Here is a 21,991-nt window from a genome sequence, read left to right as displayed (position 1 = left end):
TCGGGCATAAGGAGTCCTCATGTCTGAATCAGTGCTGCGCCCAACCCATATCGAGTATGGTTCAAAATCGTTTACTGCGATTTTATGGTCATTGTTCTTTGCAGGTTTTGCGTCGTTTTCATCGCTGTACTGTGTACAGCCAATGATGCCGATTTTTGCACACTTCTTTCATGTCAGCCCGACCCACAGTAGTTTCCCTTTATCCTTTTCCACCATCGCACTGGCGATTGGCTTGCTGTTCACGGGTTTTATTTCAGATCGTTTTGGGCGTAAACCCATTATGGTATGTGCCTTATTGCTGGTCTCGATTTTATTACTGATCAGTGCTTCTTTTCCCATCTGGGAAATCTTTCTGGGTACCCGTGTTTTGATTGGTCTGGCCGTCAGTGGGGTTGCCGCTGTGGCAATGACCTATATCGGGGAGGAGATTGCACAGAAGGATATCGGTTTTGCGATGGGGCTATATATCTCAGGTACAGCCATTGGTGGTATGGGGGGACGTCTGATTGCAGGGGTGTTGGTTGATTTTATTTCGTGGCAATCGGCAACCTATATTATTGGCTTTCTGAATTTGGTGATTGCCTGTTTATTCTATGTACTATTGCCTAAATCGCAGCATTTCAAACCGTTTCCGTTCCGATTTTCACGCTTTAAAGCTGCATTTGAGCAAAATCTAAAAGACCCGAAACTACGCATTTTATTTGCCCAAGGCTTTATTTTGATGGGCTGTCTGGTGACGGTGTTCAACTATATCAGTTACCACTTATTAGAAGCCCCATTTCATTTATCGCAAACATGGATTGGTTTGATTTCAATTGCCTATTTGGCGGGAATTTATAGTTCACCCAAAGCCGCACAATGGGGCTTTAAGTATGGGCGCGATAAAGTACTGCCTGTGTTACTGGTGATGATGATGATCGGTTTATTGATTACCTTGATTCCATCGCTTTGGACCATCCTACTGGGCCTCATCATTTTTACTTTTTCATTTTTTGCAGCACATTCGACTGCAAGTAGTTGGGTCTCGGTCCAAGCAGTGCAGTATCGTGCAGTGGCTTCCTCTCTGTATTTATTCTGCTATTACATGGGCTCGAGCTTATTGGGCAGTAGTGGAGGATTGGTCTGGGAGAACTATGGCTGGACGGGAATAAATCTTATGGTGGCGGTGGTTTTAGCTCTTGGGCTTTTCTTAGCATTGCGCTTGAAATCTTTGTCGATTCAGAACGCTGATTAACTTTCATTTTCTCGATTTATATCTTAGAGTTTTCGTTATGAATAAAGCGAAACAATTAAAATGATAAAGATTAAAAAGATATGGCTTGTGTTCCTCATCATTTTCTCTTTAATGGTCGGTTTCGGTATGGGGGCTTTAAGCGCAGGGTTAAACTATTGGTTTCACCCTTTGGTCAGCATGCAGATTTCAAATCAAAGTGGGCAAACCATCAGCACGCTCAAGCTATCTGTAGAATCAGCGGGCGTTCAGCATGAGATATTTTTCCAGCCGCTCGAAAATAACAAAACAATCGAAACGCAGTTTTTCATACAGGGCGAAGGTGGATATCAGTTGGAAGTGACTCTTGCGAATGGTCAGACCTTGTCTGGAGACAACGGTTATATTGAGTCAGGTTATACGGTGAAAGAGGTGGTTCGATCGAATGGAATAAACAGCGACGTCTCCCGTTAATCAAAAATGTTGGGTTTACCTCGGATATTTATATTTTGATTAAACTTTATACAAATAATTTGTTATCCCCTTGATCCTGAATGTTTTATAAACAGGGAAAATGAATGAAATTCATGTTAAAATGATCGGCTTTCACTTTAGGGGTTAAAATACCGCCAACCCCTATAGATGTCTCTCCTCCATTTGCTAGCCGAGATTCGCAAGCCATGTCTACTGCCTACACCATGCAGACCGCGCCAAAAGCGCTGTTTGATTACGACAAATATTGGGCGTCGTGTTTTGAACCCGCACCATTTTTGCCGATGTCACGAGAAGAAATGGATCTGCTCGGCTGGGATGCATGTGACTTTATTTTGGTGTGTGGTGATGCCTATATCGACCATCCATCTTTTGTCTCGGGTGTGATTGGACGTGTACTTGAGGCGCAAGGTTTTCGTGTTGGGATTATTGCACAGCCCGACTGGACCAATGTCGAGAGCTTCCGTGTTCTGGGTAAGCCAACCATTGCATGGGGTGTGACTGCAGGCAATATGGATTCAATGATCAACCGTTATACGGCGGATCGTAAAATTCGCTCGGATGATGCCTATTCGCCAAACAATGAACCGAATAAACGCCCAGACCGTGCAGCAACGGTTTACTGTCAACGTTGTCGTGAGGCTTTCCCAGATGTGCCAGTCTTGCTTGGTGGGATTGAAGGCAGCTTGCGTCGTATTGCACATTATGACTATTGGTCAGACAAAGTCCGCCGTTCTATTTTGATGGACTCAAAAGCTGATTTATTGATGTATGGCAATGGTGAGCGTGCGATTATCGACGTGATGCATCGTTTAGCCAAGGGTGAGAAAATCCACGAGATTACGGATGTTCGTGGTACCGCATTTATTATTAATAAACACAATAAAGCATCGAAAGCGAAATTCGTTGAAATTGCCAGTAATGACATTGATACCATTGGCCGAGTTGATCCCATTATCAACCCCTATGTCATGACTGAAGATATTGATGGCTGTGAAGTTGAAAAAGAAAAAGGCAACTCACTGGCACAGTATCAAAACTTCCAAAAAGAAGTGGTTGCTAATCCAATCGTTCGTGAAGGTGATCAGCTCGATCCTGATACCCAAATTGTGCAGTTAAAGCCTGCGCCATCAAAAGCGATTAAACATAAATTGCCGCCACGTGAATTGGCCGTGATTCGTTTGCCTTCTTTTGAAGAGGTGGCTGATGATCATGTGTTATATGCGCACGCTAACCGTATTTTGCATCTGGAAACCAATCCAGGTAATGCGCGTGCCTTGGTGCAGCGTCATGGCGAACGTGATGTGTGGATCAACCCACCGCCAATTCCTTTGACTACGGAGGAAATGGATTATGTGTTTGATCTACCTTATGCACGTTTGCCCCATCCGACCTATGAGAATGCGCGTTTCCCTGCCTTTGATATGATCAAATTCTCGGTCAATATCATGCGTGGCTGTTTCGGTGGTTGTACTTTCTGTTCGATCACTGAACATGAAGGCCGTATTATTCAAAACCGTTCTGAAGATTCAATTTTACGTGAAATTGAAAAGATCCGTGACACGGCACCGAATTTCACCGGAATTATTTCAGACTTAGGTGGTCCTACCGCCAACATGTATCGTTTGCACTGTAACGATCCTGAAATTGAAAAGAACTGCCGTAAACCATCGTGTGTGTACCCAGGTGTTTGTCAGAATTTACATACCGACCACGCACCTTTGGTTCAGCTTTATCGGAAAGCCCGTGAAATCAAAGGGGTGAAGAAGATTCTGATTGGTTCGGGTTTGCGTTATGACTTGGCAGTATTGAACCCTGAATATGTCAAAGAATTGGTACAGCACCATGTGGGTGGCTACCTGAAAATTGCGCCTGAGCATACCGAAAATGGCCCATTATCGAAGATGATGAAACCAGGAATCGGGACTTATGATCGCTTTAAACAAATGTTTGAGCGTTTTAGTAAGGAAGCAGGGAAGGAACAATATTTAATTCCTTACTTTATTGCTGCGCATCCGGGCACGACTGATTACGACATGATGAACTTGGCGATCTGGTTAAAGAAAAATGGTTTCCGTGCCGATCAGGTACAGACCTTCTATCCATCGCCAATGGCCACTGCGACCACCATGTATTATTCAGGTAAGAATCCACTGTCTAAAGTGGCGCGCTATACGGAAAATGTCGATATTGTGAAAGGTGAAAAACGTCGCCGTCTGCACAAGGCATTCTTGCGTTACCATGATCCAAATAACTGGCCTTTGTTGCGTGAAGCCTTGAAAGAGATGGGGCGTGTAGATTTAATTGGAAATTCAAAACAGCATTTGATTCCGACTTATCAGCCGCAAGGGACCGCTGAAGGTGAATATAAATCGGCACGTAAAAAGAACTCGTCTGTCGCAGGGGATTCTGCCAAACGTGGTCAAGGGCAATCTCGTTCATCGTCAGGTCAACAGCGTCCACAAAAAGGACAGCTATTGACCCAACACAATGGTTTACCGCCTCGCGAAACGGGTGAGAAAAGACCGTTTTCAGGCAAAGCAAAACCGAAAGCCAAAGGACATCGTTAATTCGAGATCCGTCACAAGGCATGGGATCTCCCATGCCTTGTTTTTATGTAAATGACGAATGGTCGCAAATTCACCGCAAAACTATGGGGTGTAGAAACATAAACTGACAATAACGACTTGAATATTGAATAGCGAATGATTATAAATAAAGAGCAGAGGGCTTTTACGACTTAGGTCGTCTAGGAAAACACGATTAAAAAACTTAAGTTTGCACTGCAAAATGATTTTGCTATCGCTGTTCTTGATTAAAAAAATTGGCTTAAAGCCAAAATGATTATAAAAAATCTAAAGGGATTGGTTAGAAATGTATTATTTTATAACAATAGTTGGGCTGCTGTTGATCACAGCGCTTGCGCTGCGTCGCCTACAACAAAATAGGCGTCAGGATAGTCCACTCAAACGTCGTGGTATTCTCAATATCGCAGAACAAATTACGCTCATGCGTTTACAAGCTGTATTACCACGCCATACTGTTTTGGCGCATGTATCTTTTGATGCCTTACTCACCACCAAATTTGCCCATACGCGTCGTAAGTATCAAGGTTTGGTCGCTGATTTTGTGGTTCTAGATCAACAACATCAAGTGCTTGCAGTCATTGAGATTGCAGATGAATCCTATGTCAATCGTTTGCATCAAAAGCACTATCAAGACAGCCTGCTTGAATTGGCAGGCTACCGTGTCCTACGTTATAGCAGCATTCCAACTGAACAAGAACTCAGAGAAGATTTAGTGCCAGATCTGTTTGAACCAGCGACTGTTTCAACGGCTTCTACTACAAGCTCAATGTCGATGCCGAAAGTGGATCGCATGATGAAATATAATGATTTCGCGGTGAAATCCTATTAAGGCAGAACTGCAGTGACAGTCATTTCAACCAGTACATCCGGTGTATAGAGTTTAGATTCGACACAGGTTCGTGCTGGTGGATGACCTGCTGCAATCCATGCATCCCAGACTGCATTCATCGCGGCATAATCTTTTTCAATGTCTTTTAAAAAGATAATGACCGATAAAATATGGGTTTTATCGGTGCCTGCTTCTGCCAATAAACGGTCAATATTGTCTAGAGTCTGCTGTGTCTGTGCTGTTACATCAACGCTGGTATCGTCCGCTAACTGGCCTGCTAAATGAACAAGATTTCCCGCAATGGCAACTTCGCAATAACGTGATGTGACATGAAGGCGTTGCACAGACATAGTGATTCCCTAATCGAAAAAGTAGAGTAGCGATTGTACTTGATGCAATTCGACAGCAATGTAATTTTCTATAAATTAGGCTAAAAAACTTTCTATTTCCATTAAGTTGCGCTGCTGGAAAAATAAAATACAGCCTTGTTGTGGGCAGATAATCACATTTCCCAGATTTAAAAACTGGATTTTGGCTTGTCGCAATTGATTCAGACAGCTTGCAATCGAGCTATGTAAAGGGCATAGCTGTTTAAGTTGCTTTAAGGCTAAATAAGTCGTTTGGTACATGGTTTTATTCCTGATCAATGTCGTGAAAAGGGGCGAAGACATTACACTTCACCCTTATATATTTTTTATTGGCTGTGTTGTTCGGATTGGTACCAATTGACATGACGGGTGATGAACATGACACAGGCAATTAGAATAAAGGACAGGATCGAACCGAATAAGAAGGTCTTGCCACTGGATTGTAGTAATAGATACATCATGCTGTAGAGCACACCAAGTAGAATTCCGAATAACAGCGCAGGCTTAATCCCTTTCACGACGAAGTATAAGTACCACGTAATCAGACCGACGCAGGCGCAGGCCGCAACCAAATAAGCCAGTGCAAAAGCATAATATTCACTGATTGAAAGCAGTAGCACGAAGAACACGCCTTGTGCCATCGCCACCAAGGCATATTGCACAGGATGGATTTTAAGTTGTTTTAAAACTTCAAATAGGAAGAAGCAACCAAAGGTAATGATGATGACCATGATGCCATATTTTATGGCACGATCAGTTTGGGTATAGATATTGACAGGCTCTAGGAATTGCGTCGAAATGCCTGAAATATTGGATGGGGTGCGGCTATCGTAAGCGGCTTCTGCGGGTGCATTTTCTGCATTTAAGACCTGATAGAAGCACTGGCTATTTTCGCACAGTGACACATTTTCTAAATTACGTTTACCCAGTGCGATATTTTTCCAGTCTGCCTGAAATTGGCGTTTTTCACTGGCTTTTTTAAAGGGTAGACTTTGCCCATCATATTTAACATCGCCCCAGTTGCCCGTGGCTTGATAGGTCATTTCATAACTGGTCGGAATGAAGCTGAATTCACTGAGTCCTTCAAGCTCGAACTGCAGGCCAAACTTAAAACCCTGTTGGAACTTTTGCACCAGTTCAGGGTACTGCTTCGCTGTCAGATGCATCAGGTCAAAACCGCGTTGTCCTTGGCTTTGTTCTGAAAAGTCGAACTTATAGGCTACACCATCAATATTGAAGATTGGCTTAGCATTGAGTCCTCGCGCATCTTGGATCGGAAAAATAATTTCAGCCTGTTCCCACAAATAATCACGTTTTTCTTCATTATTCACCGCTTTAAATAGGCCTTTGCCAGACATCGAATTTTGATAGCTAATGGCTTTATAGATATTGCGCTTATAAGTGCTGTCCGAAACCTTAAATTGTGCATTCCAGTCGGTCGTTTCAGCCCCGATAGCGACAAATAGGATTTGTGTACAGGGATAACTTTTTTTCTGTTCATCAGTGCAGGTGGTTTGCACTTGGTAAGGTAATTTTAAATAAGGTGCGACGATTTGTTGTGGGCGAATTTGTTCATTGGCGATGTCATGAAGGACTTGCTGCTGGTAGCTTTGACGTTCAGAGACCAAGCCCGAAATAAAAAATAAACCGATATAAAAGATTAGAATCAGGAACAGAATGGCTCCGATTTTAAGACTGATAAAATTGCGGCGCATGTGAAATTCCATGGTCATTATGATCTGACCAGTATCTACAAGGCATATGCGCTTCGGATGCGTTTGCTTTGAAGCTTAAGTGAAGTTTGTGTGAAGTGTGAGGGTCAAGAGCACACCAGATTGATGTGTTGCTAAGAAGTCGAGGCGATTTGCCTGAATATTCTGGATACTAATCCGACCGTGGTGCTGCTGAATAATCTGTTTGACGATACTAAGCCCAATGCCGGTACTGCGTTGCTGATTATGCGGACGCGGTAGAGAAAAATAAGTCTCAAATACACGGTTTAAGGCATACTCAGGAATGGCTTCACCCTCATTAAAAAACAACAAAGTGATGCTTTGATGGGTTGGGTCTTGCTGAACTTGAACTGCGATTTTTCCCAGTGGTGGGCAGAAATCTCTGGCGTTATCTAAGAGATTATTCAGCGCTTGTTTCAGCCAAAATGGATCAGCATGAATCGAACAGTGTTGGGGGAGATCAAGCTGGGTTTGGATTTGTTTCAGTTGCAAAGCACTATGTTGTTGCTGAAAACATTGTTGAATGAGCTCGTTTAGGTCTAAGTTTTGAAACTCTAAAACATGCTGATTTTTTTCGAGTCGTGTTAATAACAACATTCGTTCAATCAAGGATTGCAAACGCTGGCTTTGCTGGATGATATGATGGGCAAACTGTTGCTGATCAGCTAGAGGGATATCATCTTGTAATAGTTCAGCGCTGGCTTGAATCGCGGTGAGTGGGCTTTTAAGTTCATGGGTCAATGTATTGACATAATTCTCCACATAGCCACGGTCTTCTAGTTTTTCCCGCATTTCACTCAATGCTTGAGTCACTTGATTGAGTTCTTTAGCAGAATAAAAGAACGGTGCCTGATTCACCGGTGCCAACGCTTGTGCATAGCGTCGAACCCGATCAATACTATGTCTGAGCCAATAGGCCACCATACTGGCCAAGAGCAGGCTGAGTGCTGCAATCCAGAGGGCTTGATAAATCAGTTGCTGCTCAGCACGTTCGATATAGGGTTGTACCGACTGATTGGGTTTACCAATACTGACCACACCGAGTAATTGCTGTTGGTAAATAATCGGCGCTGCAATATGCATGATGCTGCTATTGCGATCATCGGGATTGGTTGCAGTTGAGCGTGCGCCGTATTTACCACGCAGTGTTAAGTAGACATCATTCCATCTGGAATAGTCTTGCCCAACAGCTTGCCCTTCAGAATCATAAATCACGATGCCCTTGGGATCGGTAATGTACAGTTGCTGGTTAATCTGTTCTTTGCGATGCTGCCAAATGGTGGCATTCAGTTGACGAGATAAAGCTGCCTGAATTTTTTGATCAAATTCAGGCGTATCCACCTGATGTTCATAGACATCTTCTGCAATCAGTTGGGCAATGATATTGGCATTTTCAGCGAGGGTATCTTCAACCACTTGTCGGACATTGGGCTTGACTTGCTGAGTCAGGGTATAGGCGATAAAGCCCAGACTCAGAACCACCACCAAGCTAAAGAAAAACCAGATACGGACAAAGATTGACATAATCAAAAATGGAATTTTAATTGTTCTGATTTAGTTTAATCACAATACAAAAAAATAGTAAGTAGAAATTGAAAAAATAGAATTTGAATATTATGATTATCAATTTATTAATCATAATATTAAGGGAACTATTTTGAAAAGAATAATGATTATTTTAAGTCTATTCGTGGTGTCTAAGAGTTATGCTGTAAATCCTGATCAAGAATATATGATGTTCTTGAAAAAATATGAACAATTATCCAATGCTGTTGATCCTGAAGGTTTAGATATGTATGCAGACGATGCAAAAATTCATTCTAAACAGATCTCATCTGATGGAATTGAGCGAACGACAAGTATGTCTGGCAAGAAATTAAAGGAATTGGTAAATGAAAATATCGATGTTTTAAAAAATATAGCATACCAAACCAATTTTAGTAATGTGAAAATTATTAGAAATGCCAACTCTGCAAAAATATCAGCGACAAAATATAATAATAAAGATTGCTACTCAGATAAAGATTATTATATGGTCGTCACTAGAAAACCTGATAATAAGCTTTATATTACTGAGGAATACTTTATTGAAGCACCCAAGAATTTATGTGAAAAAGGGATTAAAGATGATTTAGCTTTGCAACTAACTTTAGGGGCAAACATAATGAATAAGAAACTACCAATGAAATTAGATAGAGAAACAAGTCTAGAAAATGTAATTGCGAAAGATAAAGAGCTGACTTTTGTTTATCGATTAATTCATTTTACAGCAGATGATCTATCCTCAAATTGGATCGAAACCAATGCAGTACCAAATATTATAAAGGGTGTTTGCGCCGATTCTAAGATGAAAGAGCTTTTAGAAAAAGGAGCTCAAGTCAAGCTGCAGTACTATTATTCAGACAATACTGAAGCAACTCAAATCAAAATGAATAAGCAGGATTGCAGTGTGTAATTAACTTTGCCCCAGACTATAGCCAAATCCACGATGGGTGCGAATCGGGTCATCATTTGGGGTAACCTGTTTGAGTTTCTGTCTTAAACTTTTGATATGGGTATCGACAGTACGTTCCAAACTATGCTCTGGATGTTCCCAAATATGATCCATCAGTTGCTGGCGACTAAAGACTTGTTCTGGGTGCTGAATCAGTAAAAATAAGAGGCGGTATTCATAACGAGTCAGTTGTAGTGGTTGTCCATGATAATGAATCTGCAAGGATTGAGGGTTACATGACCATGTAGCTGATTGCAATATAATCTCCATTGCAGGCACGGCAGTTGGCACCGTAGCTGGCTGTGCCTGAACCTCCATTCTGCGCCAAATGGCTTTGATTCTGGCCACAATTTCACGTGCACTAAAGGGTTTACTGCAATAATCATCTGCACCAATTTCGAGACCCACCACTCGATCAATTTCATCATCACGGGCTGTTAAAAACAGTAAAGGTGTTTGGTCTTTTTGACGCAGCTGTTTGCAAACTTCAAAGCCATTTAGGTCAGGAAGTCCGACATCTAAAATAATAAAATCAAAGGATTGTTGAGCCAGTAATTGCAATGCTTGAGTCCCTGTATTGGCCCAACTGACGGACCAGCCTTCACGCTCAAGTGCGTAACGCAGGGGCAGGACGATGGCGGCTTCATCTTCAACACAAAGTATTTGTTTTTGCTTCATAAGGCATGTACATACAGAATTTTCTAGTTTTATCTGCTGAGTTTAACTGAAGTTATGATGATGTGTAGTGGGGATATAGAATTTTTTATAGGAACAAGAGGATAGCGAAAGAAGACCTGAAGTGCCCTGTAATCTTCGGATTTGATCGTCACGCCAACCACAGGGGCAGATGCTAAAAGTGAGGTTTTCTTTAGCAAAGCAAATAACAAGGATAATGTTACTGCGTTGCTTAGAGTACTGAAAACTGAATAAAAAGCAAACATAAATTTCAGTCAGGATTGTGCTTTTGTGTAAAAAAACAGCGTTACCACAAAGATAGTTGTGATTCTTCTTCCAAAGCTTGTAACTGATATACCCCGACACCAACCAGGCGAAATTGGAATTCTGGATCAATATGCATTTCATCCAGCAGTTGCAGTACCACTTGCCCCAAGTCTTGTTGTGATTGCAGTGCTTGTTTAAAACTTTTACTGTGTTGTAGCACTTGGAAGTTTTTAAGTTTGAGTTTGACGGTCATACCGCGAGCGGTCAGTTGTTTTTTATTTAGGCTGCGCCAGACTTGCTCGGTCAATGGCTGCCATGCATGGCTGCATTGGACAAGGGTATAATCCTCATCAAAGGTAATTTCCTTGGAAATCTGTTGGCGTTCCCGTTCTGCTTGGACTGGTCGATGATCAATGCCTTGCGCATATAAATACAGCTGTTTACCGTACTTGCCAAAATGATGAATCAGCACATTTTCGTCGATTTTTTGCAGATCACCCAAGGTATGTAAATTCAGTTGCTGCAAGCGTTCTTGAGTGACTTTGCCCACCCCAGGAATTTTATTCAGAGCCAAATCTTGGATAAAGCGCAGCACCTGATTCGGTTTAATCACAAATAAACCATTGGGTTTGTTCCAATCCGAGGCAATTTTTGCCAAGAATTTATTTGGTGCCACGCCCGCTGAAGCAGTCAGTCCTGTGACTGCAAAAATATCAGCACGGATTTGTGCTGCGACTTCGGTGGCACTGGCGATATGTTTTAAGTTCTCAGTCACGTCCAGATAGGCTTCATCTAAAGACAGCGGTTCAATCAAGGGGGTATATTGCTGAAAAATCTGATGAATTTGCGCTGAAACTTCGCGGTATTTTTCAAAATTAGGTTCGATCACGATGACCTGTGGACAGAGTTTTTTGGCTTGTCCCATCGACATGGCAGAACGGAGTCCAAAGACGCGGGCAGGGTAAGACGCTGCAGCAATGACCGCTCTTGGATGATGAGAGGAAATTACCACAGGTAAATCTTTTAGCTCTGGGCGATCTTTGAGCTCGACTGAGGCATAAAAGGCATCCATGTCGATATGGATGATTTTGCGTAGCTCATTTGGCATCTTCAATGCCTTGTGCTTTCAGAAATATCCGCCATTGTTTTGGGGATTCGGCATAGACATTTAAATCCACGGCTTTGGGAACGCCGTCGATTTTTCCTTGGCTGCTATGCTGCCAAAACAGCCATTGTCGACCATCTTTGAGTTCAGGCTTGCCCTCATAGTCTCTGACCCATAACGGAGTGTTGTTAAAGTTCCCCATTAGCACAATATGGTAAAAGCTTTTGGAAATATAAAAAATCGGTTGTTTGCCATAATGCTGTTGCAGTTGGTCATGCATCACCTGAATTTCTTTGATGAGCTGCTCTTTGGTATAGGTGTTGATGCAGTTACTGTCATATTCCAAATCAATCACAGGCGGCAGGGCATCGGCTTTTTTTGGAACAGTGGCAATAAAATTTTCGGCTTGGATTGCCCCATCACGACACAGCCGATAAAAATGATAAGCACCGACATGTAGGCCACGTTCACGTGCTTTGAGCCAGTTTTGCTGAAAGTTACGATCTTTAAAATCGCCCCCTTCCGTGGCTTTTAAATAAACGAATTGATATTGCATTGGCGAGATTTTTTTCCAGTTAATCTCGCCTTGATGATGGGACACATCAAAGCCGCGAATGGAATAATCCTGTGCCGAGGCTTTCTGCTGATAGAACAAGCCAAAGTAGCTGACTACACCCAGCATGACCGCTAAACCGATACTGGCATAAGTCGGATAATGTTGTGTCGACGGAAATTTTGCAGATTTTTTTGCCATATCATTTGTATTATGCGATGTCTAAGCGAGTGTCAGATTTACAGTATTGGTCATGTAGAGATTGTACTCGCTTCGCCTTCATGTGGGTGACCTGACTGCCTAATTGTGCCACAAATTTGCATGATGCATAGTTCTCGGCTTGTTTCTGATAGTCTCGAACCCAGTTTTCGCGGATCGCTAAACGTGCTTCACTTACTGGCCAGACGCCGAGTGCTAAGCGATTCACACCAATTCGCCAAGGTTTTGGGCTAATTCTGGCTCGGAAACAATTTTGATTTTTACACATTCGGATGTAGTTAGGATCCGCATGAATGGCATTGAATAATAATTGAGCTTCATCACTTTTAGGTTCAAAGGTTTGATGCATTGCCAAAACACGATAACCTTTTGGCGTGAGATAAACGCGTAAATGCCATGTGGGGTGCTGTTGAGAGAAATCTTGAATTGATGCAAATGCACGCTGTTCTGGTGTTCCAAATAACTTGCTTTGTAAATAAAACAGGCCTTTGCCAACCAGCCCTGTCAAGATGAGGGAAACAATCACTCCGACTCCCAAGATCATCCATGAACCTAAGTAAACAGCCCCAATAGTCGTGACCAGTATTAACAATAAAAAAGCCAATAGATACAGTCTAAATCGAGGTGCGTATTCGAAATCGATATCTGCAAATAACACATCTGGGGTATTTAAGCATAATGCGCCGTAGGAATTTCGCGTGATAATGACATCGTCATGCTGAGCAATAATCTGTTCTCTGATTGGTACGCCTTCGGCACCATTGTAGGGAACTTTATGGTCGATTCTTCGAATATTTTCACCAGCCTTGATCCTTTCAATTGCCTCGGCAACACGTTGCTCGGCATACGATTGCGCTGCTTCAAGGCTTTGATCTGACCAACCAAAGCGTTTAATGGTGTATTGTCGCCCTGCAATCTTGGTTTTTGTTTTAGCTTCTGCCCAATGCTGTGGAACGATCATTTTATTTTTCCTTATTCTGTTTATTGGACGACGAACTTTAGGTCCGTAAATTTAATCTGTGGTTTCTTTGGGGATTTGCCAGAACACCAAGGCGGTAATGACATTAATACAGCCAAGCGTAATCAAAGTGGCGTGGAAGGCGGTGCTAATCGAGGCACTGGAAAACTGTTGCCCAAACAGATTAATTAACGTTCCTGCCAAAGCGACCCCGATACTCATTGAAAGCATCATAATCATCGACAAGAAGCTATTGCCACTACTGGCATCCTGTTGTGCTAAGTCTTTCAAGGTCAGGGTATTCATGCCCACGAATTGCAGTGAATTGAGCGTACCAAAGATAAACAGATGCAGAACTTTCAACCATAAAGGTGTAGCGACGGTCATCAGTGAAAAACTGGCGATGCATAAACCAACCAAAACCGTATTGGTGAGTAGAAAACGACGATAACCGACCCGTTGGATCAGTGGACGGACAATGGGCTTGGAAAATAATGAACCCAGTACCATTGGAATCATCATTAAACCGGTATAGAAAGGTTCAAAGCCAAAGGCGACTTGTAGCATCAGCGGTAAAATGAAGGGAATGGCATTACTACCGAGGCGGGCAAAGAAATTGCCCAGTACGCCGATGGAAAAGATTTTGTAGCGAAATAAGCGACCATGAAACAGGGCGTTTTGATGCGTATGCGCATGGTAGGCATAAGTGCCAGCTGCCAACAGTCCCGAAATCAATAAAACCACGCTGATCCAGCGGGAATATTGCGATGCGGCTATATTTTCAATCCCGAGAGACAAGCCTACCATGGCGACCATTAACAGGATAAAGCCACTTAAATCGAAGGATTTGACACTTGGTTCTTTCTGGTTGGGCATGACTTTGAAGGTCATGATCATTCCCAAGATTCCCATCGGAATATTAATTAAAAAGATCCAGTGCCAAGTGGTCACTTCGACCAGCCACCCCCCTAAAGTCGGCCCCATTAACGGGCCAATCAAGCCTGCAAGACTCATCAGGCTCATGGCAGACAGGAATTGGGAGCGTGGAATCAGTTTTAACAGTGCCAAGCGCCCCACGGGCATCAGCAAGGCACCACCAACGCCTTGAATGACACGGAAAAATAATAATTGTTCTAGGTTTTGCGACAAGCCACAGCCCAGCGAGGCCAAGCTGAAAATCACCATAGAACTCAGATAAATATTACGGATGCCAAAACGATCGGCTAACCAGCCACTGAGTGGAATACAGGCCGCAACTGATAGCACGTAGGCCACAATGACGCCATGCATTTGCAGGGGATTTTCATTGAGTTGTACTGCCATGGCAGGAATTGCCGTGTTGACGATGGTGGTGTCCAAGGCTTGCATAAAAAAGCCAATCGAGACCAAGAGCACCAACATTCGGAATTCAGGCTGTACCGCTTGATGTGTTGTCGTTGTCATGAGCCATGATGGATAAAAAGGCAGTTTTAGTTTAATGCAACTGTGCGTGAAATAAAGCCTAAAATTGTCAAAGAGTGGTCATGAAACTGACATTAAAGTGTCATCGAATTTGCATCACCAACGACTAGATTAGCCATACAGAATAAATTGTATGGAATTTGATCATGAAATTTAAGATTTCAGTATTACTGACAGCGTTATTGTCGGTGGGGTTAGTGGCGTGTAATGATGACAACGACAATAACAACGCAAACACGTCAGCAGAAGTAGTTGAAACAACCCCTGAAACGATTAAGTTAAGTTTATTAGGACGTTATAAAACCAATGTCTTTGCCAAAAGTGCTGCTGAAATTCCCGCTTATGATGCTGCAAGCAAACGTCTCTTTGTGGTCAATGCCCAGAAAGGTTTAGTTGATGTTTTAGATGCCTCTAAACCTGAAAAACCTGTCCATGTTGCAGAACTGTCTGCCCGTACTTATTTAGCCAATTCGGAAGTGAACAGTGTTGCAGTGAAAAATGGCATTGTTGCAATCGCCGTTCAAGCCGAAAACAAAACTGATGCGGGCATCGTGGTATTTTTTAATGCCAAAGATTTAAGTTTTATCAGCAAGGTCGCGGTGGGTTCATTGCCTGATATGTTGAGTTTTAGTCCCGATGGCAAAACCGTTTTAGTGGCCAATGAAGGCGAGCCAAATGATGACTACTCGGTTGATCCTGAAGGTTCAGTCAGCATTATTGATATCAGCAATATTCAACAACCGAAAGCCAGCGTAGCGGACTTTAAGGCATGGAATACGCAAAAGGCGGATTTAATCGCCAAAGGGGTACGTATTTTTGGGCCCAATGCGAGTGTGGCTCAGGATCTAGAGCCTGAATATATAACCATTTCTGCAGACAGCAAAACGGCTTGGGTGACATTGCAGGAAAATAATGCCATTGCTCGAATTGATATCGCACAGCAGAAAGTGACGGATATTTATCCATTGGGCTATAAAGATCATGGGCAAATTGGCAATGAGCTGGATGTCAGTGATAAAGACAAAAAGATTGATATCAAGACTTGGGCAGGCTTGGTCGGGATGTATCAACCTGATTCGATTGCCAATTATCAAGCTAATGGTCAAACCTATCTGGTCACTGCCAATGAAGGCGATGCACGTGCTTGGTTAAAAGATTCAGATGCATATTTTGGCGGTGATACCAGCAAAGGTTTTGTCGAAGAAATACGTGTTAAAGATTTATTCAAGAGCAGTGGTTTTACCAATAAAGTGAAAGACGAGTATCCAGCACATTTACAGAAAATTGTGGTGGGCGTTAAAGGAGCAAGATTGAATGCAGCAGTATTTGGTTATTGTGGGGCAACGGCAACAGATGCAAAAGAATGTCGTGATGATAGCCAATTAGGTCGTTTAAAAGTGACTTGGACCAAGGGTTACCAGATGTATGCAGATGGTACGCCAAAACTGGATGCAGACGGTTATTTGGTTTATGACAAGCTTTATGCTTATGGTGCACGTTCATTCAGTATTTGGAATACTCAAGGTCAAATAATCTGGGACTCTGGTAGCGAATTTGAAAAGAAAACAGCAGAGCTCTTTCCGAATTACTTTAATAGTGATCATGAGGAAGTAACGTTTGATAAACGAAGTGCAGCGAAAGGTCCAGAGCCTGAGGGTATTGCTGTTGGTACGATCGGTAAGAAAACCTTTGCTTTTATTGGCTTAGAGCGGATGAGTGGGGTGATGGTGTATGACATCAGCACACCGAATAAACCAAAGTTTATTGAATATTTTACGACACGTAATTTTGTTGAAACCGATGCGGCAAAACAAGGTGATTTAGGACCTGAAGGCTTGATCTTTATTGCTGCAAAAGACTCACCGAATGGCAAGCCTTTATTGGTGGTAGGGAATGAAGTCAGTGGTTCAACTGCGGTGTATCAGGTGAATGTAAAATAAGTTCTCAATATAAAAAAGCGGATCTCCTTGATCCGCTTTTTTATGGGGATGTTTTAGACTTCGATATGGCTGGGTGTGTTTAAGTTTTTAATCACACTTGAAATCTGTTCCAGTGTTTCGCAAATAATCACTTTGGCGCGATGCTGTGGCGGTAAAAAGCCTTCTTCTACCGCATGATCAAGCTGTGCAATCAAGGCATCATAAAAACGATTGACGTTATAGATGATCATCGGTTTCTGGTGCTGATTGAGCTGGCCCCATGTGGCAATTTCCAGAATCTCTTCAAAAGTTCCTAAGCCACCCGGTAAGGCAATAAAGGCACTGGCACGTTCAGCCATCAGTGCCTTACGTTCATGCATGCTGTTGACGATATGGAGTTCGGTCAGTTTATGGTGGGCAATTTCATAGTCCAGCATAAATTCTGGAATCACACCCACCACTTCACCACTGTGTTCCAGTACGGTATCTGCCACTTGTCCCATCAGACCAATACTCGCGCCGCCATAGACAATACCAAAACCTTGGTTGGCAATATGCTGGGCAAGTTCAATGGCTTTATCTCGGTAAATTGGCTTGTTACCTGTACGTGAACCGCAATAGAGGGCAATCAGAGATTGAGTGGTGATGGGAGTCGGGTTAATGCTTTTTTTCTCTGTCATTCTTAATACACTATTCATTCGTTTATTTTCACCTTATCATTTTCACTGTGCTTGTCTAGGCTAAATCAGGTTTGTGACAGTTTTATGCACATTTTACATACAATGGGCTTTTAGCATGCCTGGAAAGAATTTGAAAACATCCTCAACATAAAAAAAGATGAATTTCACTGAAATCTTGCCTATACTGAAAATCCTTTTATTAATCTTTGTCCCTCTATGAGTAGTGGTTGTTGTCGCTCCGTATTGTTCTTATTTCCTAAAAAAAATGTTTTGGCTGTTTGTGCCGACCTTTTAAAATCTCAACTTCATAACAATATTGCTGATTTTGCAGAGGAGTCACCTCAATGATTCTGGAATGGATGTCAGATCCAGCTGCATGGGTTGGTTTAGCCACATTGGTGGTGCTTGAAATTGTACTAGGTATTGATAACCTTGTTTTTATTGCAATTTTGGCAGAGAAATTACCACCAGAACAACGTAATGCTGCGCGTAAAATTGGTCTGATTCTCGCCCTGTTAATGCGTTTGATCTTACTTGCTTCGATCGCATGGGTGGTGACATTAACCACACCGCTGTTCCATATTTTTGATCATCCATTTTCTGGACGAGACCTGATTCTACTGTTTGGTGGTGTGTTCTTATTATTTAAAGGCACCATGGAACTGCATGAACGCATCGAAGGCAAGCAAGCACATAAAGAAGAAAATCCAGTGCATGCCGTGTTCTGGATGGTGGTGGTACAGATCGTGGTTCTTGATGCGGTATTCTCGCTCGACAGTGTGATCACTGCAGTGGGAATGGTAAAAGAGCTTTCGGTGATGATGATCGCGGTTACGATTGCGATTGGTATCATGTTGCTAGCTTCACGTCCATTGATGGATTTCGTCAATAAGCATCCAACCGTGGTGATTCTGTGTCTTGGCTTCCTGATGATGATTGGTTTCTCATTGGTGGTCGAAGGCTTTGGTTTCCATATTCCAAAAGGTTATTTATACGCTGCGATTGGTTTCTCGGTGTTGGTGGAAATGGTTAACCAAACCATGCGCCGTAACCAAGAGAAATTGGTCACTACGACTGATCTGCGTTATCGCACCGCTTCCGCTGTATTGCGTATGCTTGGTAATAAGAGCAATGGTAATGAAAGTCAGAACAAGGAAGCTGAAGATGTGTTAGCAACACAGGCCTATGCCAAAGAAGTTTTTGATGAAGACAATGGGGTTTACCACAGTGTCTTGGTTCAAGGGGTATTGGGCCTATCTGAGCGTCCAGTCAAGTCGGTGATGACACCACGCCCAGAGTTAGAGTGGTTAGACTTGGATGATGATCCTGCCGAGTTAAAAGAACGTTTAATGGCGATGACCCATTCACGTTTGATCATTGCCCGTGGTGAGTTGGACAATATCGAAGGGATTGTGTTAACCCATAAAGTGTTGAATGAATACATCGAAACAGGTGCGATTGATTTTACCAAGCACCTACGTGAACCCGTGATTGTGCATGAAAATGCGCAAGTGTTGATGGTGATGGAACAATTACGCCAAGCACCGTTGCAAATGGCAATCGTATTGAACGAATATGGTTCGATTGAGGGGATTGCCACGCCGATTGATATGCTAGAAGCGATTGCAGGTGAATTCCCAGATGAAGACGAATTGGAAGCAACTGCGGAGAGTCTAGATGATGGTTCGATGTTGCTGGAAGGTTCAACCGATATTCGTCATGTGTCTTTGTTATTGGGCAAAGATTTGGTCGATGAAAGCGAAGAATACTCAACGTTATCAGGTTATATCTTATTCCATTTAGGTCGCTTACCTGAAAATGGTGACATGATTGAAGTCGATGGCTATCGCTTTGAAGTGGTCACCATGGATGGGCACAAAATTGAAAAAGTGCGCATTCTTGCGAAAGAGAAGACGACCGAGAAATAATTAAGTTTTAGTAAATAGCCTTTGAGTTTGGCCTTGTGGTACAAGGTTCATCTCAGGGCTATTTTTATTTGAGAATTGGAAATGACAACATCACAAGATTGTCCATGTGGGCAGGGGCAATATGCTGCGTGCTGTCAGCCTTTGCACTTAAAACAGCAAGTTGCTCAAACCGCAGAGCAATTGATGCGCTCGCGTTATAGTGCTTTTGCCTTGCAGCAGATTGACTATATTTTGCAAACGACAGCCTTGGGTCAACAAAGCGCTTTAGATCGAGCTGCAATTGCCGACTGGAGCCAATCGAATCAATGGCTTAAACTGGACGTGGTGCAGCATCAGCCCAAGCTAGACAAGACCCATGCGCTGGTTGAGTTCAAGGCACATTATCATGATGGTACACAAGCCCATATTCATCATGAAATTTCACATTTTGTATTACATCAACAGCAGTGGTATTTCCTTGACCCGACTCTGGACATGCAAATCACCATGAAACAACCCTGCATTTGTGGCTCGGGGAAAAAATTTAAGCAATGTTGTGCACAATTCATCTAAGTTTGTCTTAGAATAGCGCACACTTTTACGCCTGATTTAGGGATGTAGGCAGATGTTACTCACCGTGATTTATATTATTGCCATTACTGCGGAAGCGATGACGGGCGCATTGTCCGCAGGTCGACGCAGTATGGACTGGTTTGGTGTGGTACTGATTGCCTGTGTCACGGCATTGGGCGGTGGCTCGGTACGTGATGTGCTACTCGGACATTATCCTTTAACCTGGGTCAAACATCCTGAATATTTGGTGCTGACCTGTATTGCAGCCTTCGTCACCATTATTATTGCTAAATGGATGCGCCATCTGCGCAATATCTTCTTGGTTCTAGATGCCTTGGGCTTAATCGGCTTTACCATTATTGGTTGTCAGATTGCTTTGTCGATGGGACATGGTTTTGTGGTGTCTGCGGTAGCAGGGGTGCTCACTGGGGTGTCGGGCGGTATTCTGCGTGATATCTTGTGTAATGACGTACCGTTGGTGTTCCGCCGTGAGTTGTATGCCAGTATTTCCTTTGTCGCCGTGATTTGTTATTGGGTCTGTTTGGAAGTTGGCTTGCCACACGATCTTACTGTGATTTTCACCTTGGTCTTTGGCTTTACGCTTCGTTTGATTGCGATTTATTTTGGTCTGGAAATGCCGAAATTTATCTATAAAGAAGATGATGCCGAGTCTGCTTCCTCCACCGATGAGCATTGAGTTTTAGTTGGATTTTATTTCTTACAAAGAGGAACTGCTAATTTTATGTTTCCTCTTAGTATAAAATCTTATAATAAGAGCAATAAGTGAAATAAATGCAATAAAAACGGAGATATTGTACTGAAATAAGTGTGCTTGATACCCTTTGTAAATGAAAGTTGGTAGTGCTTCTTGTTGAGTATAGCCAATAGAGGCTTTTTCAAAAAAATAAATTAAAATTAAAGAATATAATCTTGAAAAAATGAAGAAAAATAAAATTTTATTCACTTTATCTTTTATGAAAAAAGTGAGTTCAAACTTAAAGAAGCAATGAGTATAGTAAAGACAATAGCATAAACAGTTATCCAGTAGTTATAATCTTCCATTTTCTTACCTATTTCTTTTTTTAAAATTCAATGTGGTATTCTTTGTTAAAAAGTTTCTTAATATAATTATTATTAAAATTGCAATTGAGAAAATGCTATATATGGATCCGTAAAAAAATTTTTTTTGTATCCAGTGTAAATGAATTTAGATAGAAGTTCTTGCTGGGTGTAATCAATATAGGCTTTTTGAAAAATGTAAGTTAAAATAAAAGAATATAGACCAGAAAAAACGAAGAAGAATAGAATTTTATTCACTTTATCTTTTATGAGAAAAATAGAGTTCAAACTTAAAGAAGCAATGAGTATCGTAAAGATGACAGCGTAAACAGTTATCCAGTAGTTATAATATTCCATTTATTCACCTAAAACTTTTTTGATAAAGGAGGTCAATGAGTTTTTATCTTCTTCTTGGTTGTGTCTTAGTCTAACTCTTTTTTTATATTAAAAATCTTTTTAGGTAGATTTCTAATGATTAGAATAATTAAAGCTAATAAAGATATTGTAGCTGGGATGAAGTTGAAAAATAAATTGTTATAAAAACCAAGATATATGAAAGAAGCTATTTCTTCTTGCTGTTTATAGCTTATTGATACTTCTGGGAATATAAACCAATTTAATAGAAAATTTATTAATCCTGTTAATGTGATGGTTAATAAAATTCGATTAACAATATCTTTAACCCAAAGTGAGAGGTTAAATGCAACTGAAAGAATGGAGATAGAAAAAAATATACTATAAATATTAATCCAATGGTCTATATTTTCCATAAATTAGTTTCCTAAAGCTAATCTTATAATATCAGCAGATATTCTACCTGAACTTGTCACTTTTTTAATGGCTTTTCCATTATGGAAAATTATTCGAATACCATGCCGATAATCTTGTTCTTTAATAGAGG

The 21,991-nt window shown here is 41.8% G+C and carries 20 protein-coding genes; 9 read left to right on the top strand and 11 right to left on the bottom strand.

The annotated features are described in order from the left end of the window. Positions 1-19: 19 nt before the first annotated feature. The 4 genes from F957_RS02945 to F957_RS02960 all read left to right on the top strand — a co-directional run bounded on the left by F957_RS02945 (position 20) and on the right by F957_RS02960 (position 5,119). The gene (locus F957_RS02945) at positions 20-1,234 is read left to right on the top strand and encodes an MFS transporter (RefSeq protein WP_016540766.1); all 1,215 of its coding nucleotides are present in this window, start codon (positions 20-22) and stop codon (positions 1,232-1,234) included. Positions 1,235-1,294: 60 nt separating this feature from the next. Then, a complete protein-coding gene (locus F957_RS02950; protein WP_016660585.1) occupies positions 1,295-1,684 on the top strand; it encodes a hypothetical protein in 390 nt (129 codons plus the stop codon). 206 nt (positions 1,685-1,890) lie between these two features. Continuing rightward, positions 1,891-4,272 carry a YgiQ family radical SAM protein gene (locus F957_RS02955; RefSeq protein ID WP_016540768.1) on the top strand — a complete coding sequence of 794 codons (2,382 nt, stop codon included), beginning with the start codon at positions 1,891-1,893 and terminating at the stop codon, positions 4,270-4,272. 304 nt (positions 4,273-4,576) lie between these two features. Further along, positions 4,577-5,119: a DUF2726 domain-containing protein gene (locus F957_RS02960; protein WP_016540769.1), complete on the top strand. Its 543-nt coding sequence runs from the start codon at positions 4,577-4,579 to the stop codon at positions 5,117-5,119. Here F957_RS02960 and F957_RS02965 read toward each other — a convergent pair. The 4 genes from F957_RS02965 to creC form a co-directional block, all read right to left on the bottom strand. Continuing rightward, positions 5,116-5,469: a RidA family protein gene (locus tag F957_RS02965; protein ID WP_016540770.1), complete on the bottom strand. Its 354-nt coding sequence runs from the start codon at positions 5,467-5,469 to the stop codon at positions 5,116-5,118. The two genes, F957_RS02960 and F957_RS02965, sit on opposite strands and share 4 nt — an antisense overlap. Positions 5,470-5,544: 75 nt before the next feature. Then, positions 5,545-5,748 (bottom strand): hypothetical protein, encoded by a 204-nt coding sequence (locus tag F957_RS02970; protein ID WP_016540771.1) that lies wholly within the window; start codon positions 5,746-5,748, stop codon positions 5,545-5,547. Between the two features lie 65 nt (positions 5,749-5,813). Further along, positions 5,814-7,202 carry a cell envelope integrity protein CreD gene (creD, locus tag F957_RS02975; RefSeq protein WP_016540772.1) on the bottom strand — a complete coding sequence of 463 codons (1,389 nt, stop codon included), beginning with the start codon at positions 7,200-7,202 and terminating at the stop codon, positions 5,814-5,816. 75 nt (positions 7,203-7,277) lie between these two features. After that, positions 7,278-8,744 carry a two-component system sensor histidine kinase CreC gene (gene creC / locus F957_RS02980; protein WP_016540773.1) on the bottom strand — a complete coding sequence of 489 codons (1,467 nt, stop codon included), beginning with the start codon at positions 8,742-8,744 and terminating at the stop codon, positions 7,278-7,280. A 145-nt stretch (positions 8,745-8,889) separates the two neighbouring features. On the opposite strand from creC, the gene F957_RS02985 reads away from it, so the two are divergent. Beyond that, entirely contained in the window at positions 8,890-9,675 is a 786-nt protein-coding gene (locus F957_RS02985) for a hypothetical protein (RefSeq protein ID WP_016660584.1), read from the top strand. Here F957_RS02985 and creB read toward each other — a convergent pair whose 3' ends face one another. From creB to mdtD, 5 genes are all read right to left on the bottom strand, one after another. Next, a complete protein-coding gene (creB, locus tag F957_RS02990; RefSeq protein WP_016540775.1) occupies positions 9,676-10,392 on the bottom strand; it encodes a two-component system response regulator CreB in 717 nt (238 codons plus the stop codon). A 304-nt stretch (positions 10,393-10,696) separates the two neighbouring features. Then, positions 10,697-11,764 (bottom strand): DNA polymerase IV, encoded by a 1,068-nt coding sequence (dinB, locus tag F957_RS02995; protein WP_016540776.1) that lies wholly within the window; start codon positions 11,762-11,764, stop codon positions 10,697-10,699. Beyond that, complete coding sequence (locus tag F957_RS03000; RefSeq protein WP_016540777.1) at positions 11,754-12,515, bottom strand: glycoside hydrolase family 25 protein; 762 nt, start codon at positions 12,513-12,515, stop codon at positions 11,754-11,756. Before F957_RS03000 ends, dinB begins: the two co-directional genes overlap by 11 nt. Before the next feature lie 10 nt (positions 12,516-12,525). Beyond that, positions 12,526-13,494, bottom strand: a complete 969-nt coding sequence (locus F957_RS03005) for a hypothetical protein (protein ID WP_016540778.1) — start codon at positions 13,492-13,494, stop codon at positions 12,526-12,528. A 51-nt stretch (positions 13,495-13,545) separates the two neighbouring features. Then, positions 13,546-14,934, bottom strand: coding sequence for a multidrug transporter subunit MdtD (gene mdtD / locus F957_RS03010; protein WP_016540779.1), 1,389 nt, complete (start codon positions 14,932-14,934; stop codon positions 13,546-13,548). Positions 14,935-15,098: 164 nt separating this feature from the next. Between mdtD and F957_RS03015 the strand changes: the two genes are divergently transcribed. After that, the gene (locus F957_RS03015; protein WP_016540780.1) at positions 15,099-16,892 is read left to right on the top strand and encodes a choice-of-anchor I family protein; all 1,794 of its coding nucleotides are present in this window, start codon (positions 15,099-15,101) and stop codon (positions 16,890-16,892) included. A gap of 53 nt (positions 16,893-16,945) precedes the next feature. On the opposite strand, the gene F957_RS03020 is transcribed toward F957_RS03015, so the two are convergent. Next, entirely contained in the window at positions 16,946-17,569 is a 624-nt protein-coding gene (locus F957_RS03020; protein WP_004656405.1) for an LOG family protein, read from the bottom strand. Positions 17,570-17,895: 326 nt separating this feature from the next. Here F957_RS03020 and F957_RS03025 point away from each other — a divergent pair, with 326 nt between their 5' ends. From F957_RS03025 to F957_RS03035, 3 genes are all read left to right on the top strand, one after another. After that, positions 17,896-19,479 (top strand): TerC family protein, encoded by a 1,584-nt coding sequence (locus F957_RS03025; RefSeq protein WP_016540781.1) that lies wholly within the window; start codon positions 17,896-17,898, stop codon positions 19,477-19,479. A gap of 81 nt (positions 19,480-19,560) precedes the next feature. Next, positions 19,561-20,031, top strand: a complete 471-nt coding sequence (locus F957_RS03030) for a YchJ family protein (RefSeq protein ID WP_016540782.1) — start codon at positions 19,561-19,563, stop codon at positions 20,029-20,031. A gap of 52 nt (positions 20,032-20,083) precedes the next feature. Further along, on the top strand, positions 20,084-20,728 hold the full coding sequence (locus F957_RS03035; protein WP_004802075.1) for a trimeric intracellular cation channel family protein: 645 nt from the start codon (positions 20,084-20,086) through the stop codon (positions 20,726-20,728). A 784-nt stretch (positions 20,729-21,512) separates the two neighbouring features. On the opposite strand, the gene F957_RS03045 is transcribed toward F957_RS03035, so the two are convergent. Then, positions 21,513-21,860, bottom strand: a complete 348-nt coding sequence (locus tag F957_RS03045) for a hypothetical protein (protein ID WP_016660582.1) — start codon at positions 21,858-21,860, stop codon at positions 21,513-21,515. Between the last annotated feature and the right edge of the window lie 131 nt (positions 21,861-21,991).

The sequence above is a fragment of the Acinetobacter gyllenbergii CIP 110306 = MTCC 11365 genome (assembly GCF_000413855.1).
Classification (GTDB): domain Bacteria; phylum Pseudomonadota; class Gammaproteobacteria; order Pseudomonadales; family Moraxellaceae; genus Acinetobacter; species Acinetobacter gyllenbergii.
The sequence above is the reverse complement of the archived record's forward strand: the minus strand, read 5'-3'. Positions and strand labels throughout refer to the sequence as shown.

Excerpts from the sequence above, each read along its gene's own strand:
- F957_RS02985 (WP_016660584.1), top strand. The coding sequence starts at position 8,890 with ATGATTATTTTAAGTCTATTCGTGGTGTCTAAGAGTTATGCTGTAAAT.
- F957_RS03015 (WP_016540780.1), top strand. The coding sequence starts at position 15,099 with ATGAAATTTAAGATTTCAGTATTACTGACAGCGTTATTGTCGGTGGGG.
- F957_RS03030 (WP_016540782.1), top strand. The coding sequence starts at position 19,561 with ATGACAACATCACAAGATTGTCCATGTGGGCAGGGGCAATATGCTGCG.
- F957_RS02945 (WP_016540766.1), top strand. The coding sequence starts at position 20 with ATGTCTGAATCAGTGCTGCGCCCAACCCATATCGAGTATGGTTCAAAA.
- mdtD (WP_016540779.1), bottom strand. The coding sequence starts at position 14,934 with ATGACAACGACAACACATCAAGCGGTACAGCCTGAATTCCGAATGTTG.
- F957_RS03020 (WP_004656405.1), bottom strand. The coding sequence starts at position 17,569 with ATGAATAGTGTATTAAGAATGACAGAGAAAAAAAGCATTAACCCGACT.
- dinB (WP_016540776.1), bottom strand. The coding sequence starts at position 11,764 with ATGCCAAATGAGCTACGCAAAATCATCCATATCGACATGGATGCCTTT.
- F957_RS02960 (WP_016540769.1), top strand. The coding sequence starts at position 4,577 with ATGTATTATTTTATAACAATAGTTGGGCTGCTGTTGATCACAGCGCTT.
- creD (WP_016540772.1), bottom strand. The coding sequence starts at position 7,202 with ATGCGCCGCAATTTTATCAGTCTTAAAATCGGAGCCATTCTGTTCCTG.
- F957_RS03035 (WP_004802075.1), top strand. The coding sequence starts at position 20,084 with ATGTTACTCACCGTGATTTATATTATTGCCATTACTGCGGAAGCGATG.
- F957_RS02965 (WP_016540770.1), bottom strand. The coding sequence starts at position 5,469 with ATGTCTGTGCAACGCCTTCATGTCACATCACGTTATTGCGAAGTTGCC.
- F957_RS03005 (WP_016540778.1), bottom strand. The coding sequence starts at position 13,494 with ATGATCGTTCCACAGCATTGGGCAGAAGCTAAAACAAAAACCAAGATT.
- F957_RS02950 (WP_016660585.1), top strand. The coding sequence starts at position 1,295 with ATGATAAAGATTAAAAAGATATGGCTTGTGTTCCTCATCATTTTCTCT.
- F957_RS03000 (WP_016540777.1), bottom strand. The coding sequence starts at position 12,515 with ATGGCAAAAAAATCTGCAAAATTTCCGTCGACACAACATTATCCGACT.
- F957_RS03045 (WP_016660582.1), bottom strand. The coding sequence starts at position 21,860 with ATGGAAAATATAGACCATTGGATTAATATTTATAGTATATTTTTTTCT.
- F957_RS02970 (WP_016540771.1), bottom strand. The coding sequence starts at position 5,748 with ATGTACCAAACGACTTATTTAGCCTTAAAGCAACTTAAACAGCTATGC.
- F957_RS02955 (WP_016540768.1), top strand. The coding sequence starts at position 1,891 with ATGTCTACTGCCTACACCATGCAGACCGCGCCAAAAGCGCTGTTTGAT.
- F957_RS03025 (WP_016540781.1), top strand. The coding sequence starts at position 17,896 with ATGATTCTGGAATGGATGTCAGATCCAGCTGCATGGGTTGGTTTAGCC.
- creB (WP_016540775.1), bottom strand. The coding sequence starts at position 10,392 with ATGAAGCAAAAACAAATACTTTGTGTTGAAGATGAAGCCGCCATCGTC.
- creC (WP_016540773.1), bottom strand. The coding sequence starts at position 8,744 with ATGTCAATCTTTGTCCGTATCTGGTTTTTCTTTAGCTTGGTGGTGGTT.